At 70.1% G+C, this 11,801-nt stretch carries 8 protein-coding genes; 3 read left to right on the top strand and 5 right to left on the bottom strand.

Features of this window, described 5'->3' with window-relative positions:
* Nucleotides 1-116 precede the first annotated feature (116 nt).
* Complete coding sequence (locus tag NBY65_RS26230; RefSeq protein ID WP_150042223.1) at nt 117-1,088, top strand: NAD-dependent epimerase/dehydratase family protein; 972 nt, start codon at nt 117-119, stop codon at nt 1,086-1,088.
* 13 nt (nt 1,089-1,101) lie between these two features.
* Nucleotides 1,102-2,226, top strand: a complete 1,125-nt coding sequence (locus tag NBY65_RS26235; protein WP_150042224.1) for a DegT/DnrJ/EryC1/StrS family aminotransferase — start codon at nt 1,102-1,104, stop codon at nt 2,224-2,226.
* A 219-nt stretch (nt 2,227-2,445) separates the two neighbouring features.
* Here NBY65_RS26235 and fusA read toward each other — a convergent pair whose 3' ends face one another.
* Both fusA and NBY65_RS26245 read right to left on the bottom strand, forming a co-directional pair.
* Complete coding sequence (gene fusA, locus NBY65_RS26240; protein WP_150042225.1) at nt 2,446-4,533, bottom strand: elongation factor G; 2,088 nt, start codon at nt 4,531-4,533, stop codon at nt 2,446-2,448.
* A gap of 346 nt (nt 4,534-4,879) precedes the next feature.
* Nucleotides 4,880-5,677: a YdcF family protein gene (locus NBY65_RS26245; RefSeq protein WP_162530660.1), complete on the bottom strand. Its 798-nt coding sequence runs from the start codon at nt 5,675-5,677 to the stop codon at nt 4,880-4,882.
* 100 nt (nt 5,678-5,777) lie between these two features.
* On the opposite strand from NBY65_RS26245, the gene NBY65_RS26250 reads away from it, so the two are divergent.
* A complete protein-coding gene (locus NBY65_RS26250; protein WP_150042227.1) occupies nt 5,778-6,848 on the top strand; it encodes an ROK family protein in 1,071 nt (356 codons plus the stop codon).
* Nucleotides 6,849-6,853: 5 nt separating this feature from the next.
* On the opposite strand, the gene NBY65_RS26255 is transcribed toward NBY65_RS26250, so the two are convergent.
* Genes NBY65_RS26255 through NBY65_RS26265 form a run of 3 tightly spaced genes read right to left on the bottom strand, consistent with a single transcriptional unit; the run spans nt 6,854 to nt 11,738 of the window.
* On the bottom strand, nt 6,854-7,909 hold the full coding sequence (locus tag NBY65_RS26255) for an NHL repeat-containing protein (RefSeq protein WP_150042228.1): 1,056 nt from the start codon (nt 7,907-7,909) through the stop codon (nt 6,854-6,856).
* Nucleotides 7,910-7,929: 20 nt separating this feature from the next.
* Complete coding sequence (locus NBY65_RS26260) at nt 7,930-9,663, bottom strand: hydantoinase B/oxoprolinase family protein (protein ID WP_150042229.1); 1,734 nt, start codon at nt 9,661-9,663, stop codon at nt 7,930-7,932.
* Nucleotides 9,663-11,738, bottom strand: a complete 2,076-nt coding sequence (locus tag NBY65_RS26265) for a hydantoinase/oxoprolinase family protein (RefSeq protein WP_150042230.1) — start codon at nt 11,736-11,738, stop codon at nt 9,663-9,665. Before NBY65_RS26265 ends, NBY65_RS26260 begins: the two co-directional genes overlap by 1 nt.
* Between the last annotated feature and the right edge of the window lie 63 nt (nt 11,739-11,801).

The raw sequence follows: 11,801 nt of genomic DNA on the forward strand, positions 1-11,801 counted from the left end.
TACGGGCTCTTGGCATCCCGCCTTCCCCGATCGCATAACACGCCCTCCGTCGCGGACCTGCCCGGGTTCCGCCACGAAGCCGCGGCAGGCTGCCACGGCTGATCGAGGAGAACGAGATGCACTGGCGCGGTCGCAAGGTCCTGGTGACGGGCGGAGCGGGGTTCCTCGGTTCCAATCTCTGCCATGCGCTGGCAACGCAGGGCGCGCGGGTGGTGGCGCTCGACGGCTTCCTGTTCGGCGGCGGCGCCAATCCCGCCAATCTCGAGGGCGCCGAAGTCGAGCTGGTGCGGGCGGATATCCGCGATGTCGACCTGCGGCCGCTCTGCGAGGGGGCGGAAGTGATCTTCAATCTCGCCGCCCAGACCAGCCACATGGGCGGCCAACGCGACCCGCTGGCCGACATCGCGGTGAACGCGGTGGCGCAGGTGCGGCTGATCCAGGCGGCGCGCGAGGCGGCCCCGGACGCGGTGGTGGTGCACGCCTCTACCCGCCAGTTCTACGGACGCGCCCACCATTTGCCGGTCGACGAGGAGCATCCGGTCAACCCGCCGGATGCCAACGGCGTCTCGAAATTCGCCGGCGAGCAATACTGGATGATCGAGCACCGGGTGAACGGCCGGCCGGTGGTCAGCCTGCGCCTGACCAATTGCTACGGGCCGCGCCTGCGCATCCGCGACGCGCGCCAGACCTTCCTCGGCATCTGGATCCGCTCGGTGCTGGAGGACCGGCCGTTCGAGGTGTGGGGCGGCGAGCAACTGCGCGACATGACCTATGTCGACGACGTGACCAACGCCTTCCTGCTGGCCGGCGCGACCCCCGCCTGCCACGGCCGGATCTTCAACATCGGAGGCTCGCCGCCGGCGAGTCTGAAGGAAATTGCCGACATCACCGTCCGGGTGGCCGGGGCCGGCGCGCGCTACACCATCCGGGAATTCCCCGCCGACCGGGCCCGCATCGACATCGGCAGCTACCATGCCGATGACCGGGCGTTCCGGCAGGCCACCGGATGGACCCCCGAGGTCGGGCTGGAGGACGGCATCCGGCGCTCGCTCGACTGGTTCCGGCCGCGCCTGGCGGCGTATCTCTGAAGAGGGCGATACCATGACCTCCACGCCGCTCAGCGTGCCACAGGCCAATCCCGGGGCCGGATACCGGGCCCTGAAACCGGAGATCGACGCCGCGATCCAACGCGCGCTCGCGTCGGGATGGTATGTCCTGGGCGAGGAAGGGCGCGGCTTCGAACGGGAGTTCGCCGCCTGGCTCGGCATCCCCCACGCCGTGGGCTGCGGCAACGGCACGGATGCGCTGGCACTCGCCCTGCGGGCCTTGGGCATCGGGCCGGGCTGCGCCGTGGCCACCGTGTCGCACACCGCGGTCGCCACCGTGGCGGCGATCGAGATGGCCGGCGCCACCCCGGTGCTGATCGATATCGATCCACGCCACTACACGATCGATCCGGTCGAGCTGGACACCGTGCTGGCCCATCCGCCGGCCGGCCTGCCGCCGATCCGGGCGGTGATCCCGGTGCATCTCTACGGGCAGGCCGCGGATCTCGATGCGATCGCCGCCACCTGCGACCGCCACGGCGCCGCCATGATCGAGGATTGCAGCCAGGCGCATGGCGCGACGTTGCACGGGCGCACGGTCGGGACCTTCGGACAGGTCGCCTGTTTCTCGCTCTATCCCACGAAGAACCTGGGCGCGCTGGGCGATGGCGGGGTGATCGCGACCGCCGACACGGCCCTGGCCGAACGCCTCGCAGCCCTGCGCCAGTACGGCTGGCGCCGGCACTACATTTCGGAGGATATCGGCGTGAACAGCCGGCTCGACGAACTGCAGGCCGCGATCCTGCGCGCCAAGCTGCCGCATCTGCACGCGCAGAACGCCCGCCGCGCCGCCATCGCCGCCCGCTACGACGCAGCCCTGGCCGGCACGGCGATCACGCCGCCGGCACGCCGCCCCGAGGCCGGCCACGTCTTCCACCAATACGTCATCCGCGTGCCCGACCGCGCGGCCTTGCAGGCCCGGCTGCGCGAGCGCGGCATCGGTACGGGCGTGCACTACCCGGTGCCGGTGCACCTGCAGGCGGCCTATTGCGGCCGCGTCGCCCTGGGACCCGCCGCCTGCCGCGAGAGCGAACGCGCCGCGGCCGAAGTGCTGAGCCTGCCGATGTATCCGGAACTGACGGATGCCCAGGTGGACCAGGTCTGCACGGCCCTGACATAGCGCGGGGCGTTGCCCCGCACCCGACCAGGGCTTCGCCCTGGACCGACCAAGGGCTTCGCCCTTGGAACCCATAAATTTCTGTGCCGCGCAGCGAGACTGGGATCCAAGGGCCTTGTGGCCCTTGGCAGGTCCAGGGCGGAGCCCTGGCCTTTCAAACGCCAGGGGCGGAGGCGATCACTCGCCCCCGCCCCTGCTGTCGTCGTGTCCGCCTGAGAGCGCTTACGCGCTCTTCGCCATGATCTCGTCGGCGATGTTCCGCGGCACCGGCTCGTAGTGGTTGAACTGCATGGTGAAGGACGCGCGGCCCTTGGTCATGCTGCGCAGGTCGGAAATGTAGCCGAACATTTCCTTCAGCGGCACGTGCGCGCGCACCATGACGGTGGAGCCGGCGCTCTCCTGGTTCTGGATCATGCCGCGGCGGCGGTTGAGGTCGCCCACCACGTCGCCGACATGGTCCTGCGGCGTGGTCACTTCCACGTCCATGATCGGCTCGAGGATGATCGGCCCGGCCTTCTTCATGCCTTCGCGGAAGCAGGCCTTGGCGGCGATTTCGAAGGCCAGCGCCGAGGAGTCGACGTCGTGGTACTTGCCGTCCACCAGGGTGTACTTGAAGTCCACCGTGGGGAAGCCGGCCAGCACGCCGGTGTCGGCCTGCATCTTGATGCCCTTCTCGACCGCCGGGATGTATTCCCGCGGCACCGAGCCGCCGACCACCTTGTTCTCGAACACCACGCCGCCGTTGCGTTCCTGCGGCTCGAAGATGATCTTCACCTCGGCGAACTGGCCGGAGCCGCCGGTCTGCTTCTTATGGGTGTAGACCTCGGTGTGCGACTTGCTGATGGTCTCGCGATAGGCCACCTGCGGCGCGCCGATATTCGCCTCGACGCCGTATTCACGCCTCAGGCGGTCGATGATGATCTCGAGATGCAGCTCGCCCATGCCGGAGAGGATGGTCTGGCCGGTCTCCTGGTCGGTGCGCAGGCGCAGGCTCGGATCCTCGCCGGCCAGCTTCTGCAGGCCGATCGTCATCTTCTCGACCGAGTCCTTGGTGCGCGGCTCGACCGAGATGTCGATCACCGGCACCGGGAAGGCCATGCGCTCCAGCACCACCGGATCGTCCTGCGAGGCGAGCGTGTCGCCCGTGCCGGTGTCCTTCAGGCCGACGAAGGCGGCGATGTCGCCGGCCTCGACTTCCTTGATCTCGGCGCGCTTGTCGGCATGCATCTGGAACATGCGGCCGACGCGTTCCTTGTGGCCCTTGGTGGTGTTCAGCAGCGTGTCGCCGCTCTTCAGCGTGCCGGCATAGACGCGCACGAAGGTCAGCGTGCCGTATTTGTCGTTGATGATCTTGAAGGCCAGACCGGCGAAGGATGCCTTCGGGTCGGCCTTGATGCGGCGGCGCAGGCTCTCGTCCTGCTCCTCCTCGCCTTCCTCGCCGGCGACGGCGATGCCCGGGACGTCCAGGGGGCTCGGCAGGTAGTCGAGCACGGCGTCGAGCAGCGGCTGCACGCCCTTGTTCTTGAAGGCGGTGCCGCACAGCACGGGGCGGAAGGCGCCGCTGATGGCGCCGGCCTTGATGCAGCGCTTCAGCGTGGCGACGGCGACGTCACCATGCTCGAAATATTCCTCCATCGCCGCGTCGTCCACCGACAGTGCGGTGTCGAGCAGGGTCTGGCGGTATTCCTTGGCCTTCTCTTCCAGATCCGCGGGGATCGGCTCGTCATGGTACTTGGCGCCGAGTTCGCCGCCTTCCCAGACGATGGCCTTCATCTCGACGAGGTCGACGACGCCCACGAAGCGGTCCTCGATGCCGATCGGCAGCTGCAGCGGCAGCGCCACGATATCGAGCTTTTCCTTCAGCGTGTCGAAGGCGCGGTAGAAATCGGCGCCGGTACGGTCAAGCTTGTTGATGAAAATGATGCGCGGGACGTTGTAGCGGTCGGCGAGACGCCAGTTGGTCTCGGACTGCGGCTGCACGCCGGCCACGCCCTCGATGATGAACACCGCGCCATCCAGCACGCGCAGCGAGCGGTTCACCTCGATGTTGAAGTCGATATGGCCAGGCGTGTCGATGATGTTGATGCGGTGGTCCTTCCACTCGCACGTCACCGCGGCGGACGTGATCGTGATGCCACGCTCACGCTCCTGCTCCATGTAGTCGGTCGTGGTGTTGCCGTCATGCACCTCGCCGATCTTGTGTGACACGCCCGTGTAATAGAGAATGCGCTCGGTCGTGGTGGTCTTCCCCGCGTCGATATGCGCGGTGATCCCGATATTGCGAATCCTCTCAAGCGGCGTTCCGGACACGGCAAACCTCCATTAGCCCATCGGGCACAACCAACGACGGGCGCGGAGAGGCTTCCGCCCCTCGCGCCCGTCGGTGTCCGGCCCCACGAGCCGGTGCGATGTGGACCGTCAAATGCCCTCCTGCACGCCGATTTGCAAGGGCCGCGTGAGGGTTGCGCCGCATGGTTGTCGCATGGCTGCACGGCATCGTGCCGGCGTCCTGTGCCGCCGGCCGCATTGTCGTGCGAAACCGTTTCGTGGCGGGCCCGACCCGCCTTGCGCTGGAATATGGGCATGGACATGCGCGCTTTCCATGCCCCGGTTCGCGTTGGCCCGGGACGGCGGGGCGGCGAGCCTCTGTGGCGGGTTACTGCGGAGCCGGCCCGTCCGCCGGCGCCACGGCGCGGCCGCGCAGGCGGTAGGCCAGCAGTCCCAGCCACTCATGCGCGGCCGAATCCAGCAATTCCAGCCGGTCGGCCAGTTCCAGCGACAGCCGCCAGGCGAAATGCCGCCGCGTCCGATAGGCCGAGGGCCACGGCTCCACCTCCCAGCCGGCCGCGCGGAAGGTCGCGACCGCGCGCGGCATGTGCAGGGCCGAGGTCACCAGCAGCCAGGTCTCGCCCGGCCGGGGCCGCACCAGATCCCGGGTGAGCACCGCGTTTTCCCAGGTGTTGTCGGAGGCCGCCTCGTAGACGACCCGATCGGCCAGTCCGAAATCGGCGAAGAACAGCCGTGCCGCGTCCGCTTCCGTGGTGCCGCCCGGCGTCATCCACCCCATGCCGCCGGTGAACACCAGCCGCGCCTCGGGATGCTGCCGGGCCAACGCGACGAAGGTGGTCATGCGCTCGGCGGCGGAATTGAGGCCGGGGGTGCCACGGTCCCCGGCGATCCAGGGCCGTACCGCGCCGCCGAGCACCACGATTCCGTCCACCCTGGCCGGCGCCTCGTGCCGCTGTGGGTACCAGTCCTCGAGCGGCCGGGCGATCCACTGGTCGACCGGCAGCGCCAGCAGCAGCGCCTGGCAGCCGATGCCGCTCACCAGCAGCACGCGCGCCAGGATGGCCCGCCGGGCGAACAGACAGACCAGCCCGGCCAGGGCGATGAGCGTGAGGGCCACGCTCGGGCGGGCGAGCGCGTTGGCGAGGTAACCCAGGAAGGCTGACATGGCCGGGACATAGCACCACCCGCGCGCCGGGTGAATCTCCATCGGCAACGATGCCCCCGGCGCATGCAACCCGAGGCTCCGCCCGCCGTTGGCCCGGGCAATGCCGTCCTCAACATCAGGCGATCCGGCGTCACCGATCGCCACGCATGGCGGATCGGTCCTGCCCGCCGTCTGCGTCGATGCCTACAACGCCGAGCTGCGCAGCGACGAGGGCTTCCTCGGCGACCGCGCCAGCCGCGGCGCGTTCCGCGACACGCTGGAGTCCTGGCGGGAGCGGCTGCGGACCGCCGGCGAGGATCCCTTCGGCGACACCCCCACCGAAACCATCGGCAAGTCCACGCTCGATCGCGTGCTTGCGGACGGCGACCCCAATGCCGCCGGCGTCGTGCAGGCCGCCATCGAGGCGTTCGCGCAGGAATTCGCCGGCGTGATCCGCCACCTGCTGCGCACGCCCGACTGGCAGGGCACCCCGCGCATCGTGGTCGGCGGCGGGCTGCGCGGGGGACGAATCGGCGAGCTGGTGATCGGCCGGACCGCCGTGCTGCTGAAGGGCGAGCGCTGCGAGGTCGACCTGCTGCCGATCCGCCACGATCCCGACGAGGCCGGCTTGATCGGCTGCGCGCACCTCGCCCCGACCTGGCTGTTCGCCGGGCATGACAGCATCCTGGGCGTCGATATCGGCGGCACCAACATCCGCGCCGGGCTGGTGGAGCTGCGGCTGGACCGGGGCCCCGACCTCGCCCGCACCCGGGTGCGCGAGCCGCTGCTGTGGCGGCACCGCAAGGACCAGCCGGGCCGCGAGCAGGCAGTGGAACGGCTGGCGGAGATGCTGCGGACGCTGATCGAGCGCGCCCACAAGAAGAAGCAGATGCTCGCGCCGTTCATCGGCATTGGCTGCCCCGGCCTGATCCGGCCGGATGGCAGGATCGCCCGTGGCGGCCAGAACCTTCCCGGCGATTGGGAGGCGGAGGACTTCAACCTGCCGGCGCGGCTGCGCGAAGCAATCCCGGCGATCGGCAGCCACGAGACGGTGTGCCTGCTGCACAACGATGCCGTGGTGCAGGGGCTGTCGGAGGCGCCCTTCATGCGCGACGTGCCGCAGTGGGGGGTGCTGACCATCGGCACCGGGCTCGGCAATGCCCGCTTCACCAATCGCCCCCGTCCCCCCTGAAGGTGCTACGGCCGCGCTGTTGGCACGAAGCGCTGCACCCGCCGGCCGGCATCGACTTCGGTCGTGAACACGTCTCCCCGGCTGTCCACGGCGATGTTGTGCAGCCAGTGGAACTGCCCCGGCTGCCGCCCCGGCCGGCCGAAGGCGCCGAGCACCGTGCCGTCGGCGCGGCGGAGGATGTGCACCTGCCCGTTGCCGCCATCGGCATCCAGCAGGAAGCTTTGCGCCGCGTCCGGCCACACGCCCAGGTCCCACACGCTGCCCAGGCCGCGCGTCGCCGGTGCGATCCGCCATTCGGCCACGAAGGTGCCGTCGTGGCGGAACACCTGCACGCGGTCGTTCTGCCGGTCGCACACATAGACCAGCCCATCGCGGGCGAGCTTCACGCAATGCACGGGATTGCCGAAATTCGACGAGGGCGCCGCCGCCGGGTCGTAGCTGCGCCGCTGGTCGACGGGACGACGGCCATAGGCGCCCCAATGCCGCCGGTAGGCACCGGTTTCGGCGTCGAAGACGATGACACGGTGGTTGCCGTAGCCATCGGCGACATAGACCTCGTTGGCCTCGATATCGACCGCGACATCGGCGGGGCGCGCCAGCCGGGTGACGTCGTTGCTGTCGACCTTGCCGCCGGGATGGCCGATCTGCAGGACGAAGCGCCCGTCAGCGGTGAATTTCAGCACCTGCCCGTCCTGCGGGCCGTTGCCGCCGAGCCAGACGAAGCCCCGCGGATCGACATGGACGCCGTGCTCGTTGCCGAACCAGTCATAGCGCGGCCCCTGCCCGCGCCATGGCCCGCCCCAGGCCTGCAGCAGCCTGCCCTCGGGATCGAATTCGATCACCGGCGGCGCGGCCGGCTGGCCGGCCGGGACGCTATGGGGGCGGTGGATGATCCAGACATGGTCGCGCGCATCGGTCGCGACCCCCGACACCTCGCCCAGCACCCAGCCATGCGGCAGCGGCTTCGGCCAGGACGGGTCGACCTGCAGATGCGGGGCCTCCGCCGCCCGGGCGCCGGCACCGAGCAGCAGCACCATGAACAGGATCAGAAAATGTCGCATGGGCCTTCCCAAACGATGCCCTACACCCCGCCACGCAGCCGCGCCGTCGCCGCCGCATCGATCCGCCCCTCGGCATCGACCGCCACGCCGTAGGCATCGCGGGCGACGTCCGGGCTGATCACGCCGTCGCGCAGGTCGCGTTGCACCAATGCAGGGTCGCGCGCGCGCGGGTCGCCCATGCCGCCGCCGCCCGGCAGCAGCAGCAGCAGGCGGTCATTGTCCGGAATGACCTGGAAGCCCTTGGGCCGCAGCCGTGTGCCGGATTTCAGCATCACCACGCCCGGCGCGCCGTCGCCGCCGCCCTCGCGGCCCTTCGCCGGGTGGCCGACGCGATCGAAGACGGCATTCACCGCGAATTCCAGCTCGCCCTTGGTGCCGATCTCCATCACCTGCCCGCATCCGCCACGGGTCCGCCCGGGACCGGCGCTGTCGGAGCGCAATTCCTTCTTCCAGAAGATCACCGGCGCCACGTTCTCGGTCGCCTCCACCGGCATGGTCCGCACGCCCGAGGGGAAGGCGGTGCCGTCCAGCCCGTCCGCCGTGGGCCGCGCGCCAGTGCCGCCGGAATTGAAGGTGATGACCTCGAAATCGGCCACCACCCGACGGTTGGCGCGCGCCTGGCCGGAAACCTGCGCGCCGCCCCGCAGCGGCGGGTTCCACAGGCAGGAACTGCCCTCGGCGGCGACGCGATCCGGCACCACCTGGTGCAGGCAGCCCATCATCAGGTCGGGCAGCAACTGCCCGATCACGTGCCGCACCGCCACCGGCGAGGGCCGCGGTGCGTTCAGGATGCAGCCGTCCGGGATCTTCATGCGGAAGGGCGCCAGCGAGGCCCAGTTGTTCGGCACTTCGGGCGCCACCACCACCTTGATGCCGAAGCAGGCATAGGCCCGGCAATAGGCGGGGGGCACGTTGATGCCACGCTGCGACAGGCCGGAAGTGCCGGCGAAATCCACCTCGATCGCGTCGGGCAGGATGGTCATGGCGGCGCGCAGCGTCACCGGTTCCTCGTAGCCGTCGCTGCAGATCGCGGCGGCGAAGGTGCCGTGGCCCAGCCTGGCGATCTCGGCCAGCGTGGCCCGCCGGCTGCTGTCGAAGATGAATTCCGCCAGCGCGTCGAGATCCTCGAGCGCGAACTCGTCCATCATCCCCGCGAGCCGCCGCGCCCCGGCGTCGTTGCAGGCGCACAGCGAATAGATGTCGCCTTCCAGCTCCACCGGCAGCCGGGATCCCGCGCGGACGAAATCGAAGAAGGTCTCGTTCGGCCGGCCCTGGTCAAAGCATTTGACGATCGGGATGTACAGCCCTTCCTCGAAGACGCTGCGCCCGTCCGGCCCCATGCCGAGCCCGCCGACATCGATGACATGGGCGGTGTTGGCGAACAGCCCGACCATGCGGCCGCGATGGAAGGCCGGCGACACCACCGTCAGGTCGTGCAGGTGCCCGGTTCCGAGCCACGGATCGTTGGTGATGTAGTGATCGCCCGGACGCATGGTCGCGGCCGGGAACTTGGCCAGGAAATGCCCGACGCTCTCCATCATCGAGTTGACGTGGCCGGGCGTGCCGGTCACCGCCTGCGCCAGCATCCGTCCCTGCAGATCGAAGATGCCGGCGGAGAGATCCCCCGCCTCGCGCACGGTGGTGGAGAAGGCGGTGCGGATCATGGTCTGCGCCTGCTCCTCGACCACGGCGATCAGGCGGTTCCACATCACCTGCCGGCGGATGCCGGCCAGAGCGCCATCCAGCGGTGCCATCAGCCTTCTCCCCGCACCAGTTCGATATAGCCGAGACCGTTCACCCGTGCCGACCAGCCCGGCCCGACCAGCGTCGAGGTCTCGTCCTCCGCGATGATCGCCGGCCCTTGCAGCGTGGCGCCGGGCGCGAGCCGGGCCCGGTCGTGCACCGCCCATTGGCTGACCTCGCCGCTCGCGGTGTCGCGCACTGCCTGCCAGCCAACCGACGCCGCCGGGGCGGCTTCTTCCGGCGCGACGGGCGCGGCCGCCGGCGCGGGAATGGTCGCGACCAGCACGGCATAGCTCATGATCTCGACATCGGATCCGGGCACCGGCCGGTCGTAGAAGCGGGCATATTCGGCGTCGTAGGCGGCACGGATCGCCGGCACGTCCCCGGCCGTCAGGCTGCGCGCGGGCAAGGGCACCGGGATTTCGTGGCCCTGGCCGACATAGCGCATATAGGCCAGCCGGTGCTGGCGCGTCGGCGCGCCGAAGCTGCCCTCGGCCACCACCGCCTCGGCCTCGGCCGCTATGTCGTCGAACAGGGCGTTGACCGCGACGATGTCGAAGCTGGCCAGACGCTGGTACAGGCTGCGCACCACCTCGTAGCCGACCGGCGCCACCAGGAAGCCGATGGCGCTGCCCACGCCCGCGCCGGTGGGCACCAGCACGCGGTCGATGCCGACCCGCTCGGCCACGCGATAGCCATGCACCGGCCCGCCGCCGCCGAAGGCGATCAGCGTGCGCCCGTCATAGGTCTTGCCGGATTCGATCGCGTGGACCCGCGCGGCGTTGGCCATGTTCTCGTCGACCATCTCGATCACACCGAGCGCCGCCAGCGCCGGCGGCAAGCCGAGCTTTTCGCCGACCTCGGCGGTCAGGGCCGCTTCCGCCGCCGCCACATCCAGCGGCAGCCGCCCGCCGGCGAAGCGCGCCGGATCGTAGCGGCCGAGCACCAGGTTGGCATCGGTCACCGCCGGCCTGCTGCCGCCGCGCCCGTAGCTGGCCGGTCCCGGATCGGCGCCCGCGCTCTCCGGCCCGACCGCGATGCGGCCCATCGCGTCGACATGCGCCAGCGAACCGCCGCCCGCGCCGATCTCCACCATCTCGATCACCGGGATGCGCAGAGGCAGGCCGGAACCCCGCCGGAAACGTCCGACGCGCGCCACCTCGAAGGTCCGCGCCGTCTGCGGCTGGCCGTCATCGATCAGGCAGACCTTCGCCGTGGTGCCGCCCATGTCGAAGGACAGGACGTTATCCAGCCCGCATTGCCGCGCGACATGGGCAGCGAACAGCGCGCCGCCGGCCGGACCGCTCTCGACCAGCCGGATCGGGAAGCGGCAGGCGGTGGCGATGGTGGTCAGCCCGCCGCCCGAGAGCATCAGGAAGATCGGCGCCACCAGCCCCATCCCGCGCAGTTCCTGCTCCAGCCGGGTCAGGTAGCTGGCCATCAGCGGTTGCACATAGGCATTGGCGGCGGTGGTGGAGAAACGCTCCCATTCGCGCATCTCCGGGCTGACCTCGCAGGACAGCGAGACCGGCACGTCCGGCATCGCGTCCGCCAGGATCTCGCGCACGCGGCGCTCATGCGCAGGATTGACGAAGGCATGCAGGAAACCGACCGCGATGCTTTCCACGCCTTCCCGGCGCAGGACCGGCACCAGCGCGCGCACCGCGTCCTCGTCGAGCGGCAGCAGCACGTTGCCTTCGTTGTCCAGCCGCTCCGGCACCGGCAGGCGCAGGTGCCGCGGCACCAGCGGCTGCGGCAGCACGATGTTGAGGTCGTACTGGTCGTAACGACTCTCGTTGCCGAGCGCGAGCACGTCACGGAAGCCTTCGGTGGTCAGCAGCGCGGTGCGGGCGCCCTTGCGTTCGATGATGGCGTTGGTGGCCAGCGTGGTGCCGTGGACCAGCAGGGCGATGTCGGCGGCGGTGAGTCCGGCGGTCGCCAGCACCTGCCGCACCCCCGCCAGCACGCCCTGTTCAGGCGCAGCAGGGGTGGTCAGGACCTTTGCGGTGGTGCGGCGCCCGTCATGGTCCAGGGCGAGATCAGTGAAGGTGCCGCCGATATCGACGGCAAGCCGGGCTGAGGGCATGCGGGGCGGAATCCGTGACGGTGGGCGGTCAAAGTGAACCGCCCGCGCGCCGCCCTGGCAAGG

The organism is Rhodovastum atsumiense (assembly GCF_937425535.1).
GTDB lineage: Bacteria > Pseudomonadota > Alphaproteobacteria > Acetobacterales > Acetobacteraceae > Rhodovastum > Rhodovastum atsumiense.

Coding starts and splice junctions, on each gene's coding strand:
- NBY65_RS26230 (WP_150042223.1), top strand. CDS start 117: ATGCACTGGCGCGGTCGCAAGGTCCTGGTGACGGGCGGAGCGGGGTTC.
- NBY65_RS26235 (WP_150042224.1), top strand. CDS start 1,102: ATGACCTCCACGCCGCTCAGCGTGCCACAGGCCAATCCCGGGGCCGGA.
- NBY65_RS26245 (WP_162530660.1), bottom strand. CDS start 5,677: ATGTCAGCCTTCCTGGGTTACCTCGCCAACGCGCTCGCCCGCCCGAGC.
- NBY65_RS26250 (WP_150042227.1), top strand. CDS start 5,778: ATGCCGTCCTCAACATCAGGCGATCCGGCGTCACCGATCGCCACGCAT.
- NBY65_RS26255 (WP_150042228.1), bottom strand. CDS start 7,909: ATGCGACATTTTCTGATCCTGTTCATGGTGCTGCTGCTCGGTGCCGGC.
- NBY65_RS26260 (WP_150042229.1), bottom strand. CDS start 9,663: ATGGCACCGCTGGATGGCGCTCTGGCCGGCATCCGCCGGCAGGTGATG.
- NBY65_RS26265 (WP_150042230.1), bottom strand. CDS start 11,738: ATGCCCTCAGCCCGGCTTGCCGTCGATATCGGCGGCACCTTCACTGAT.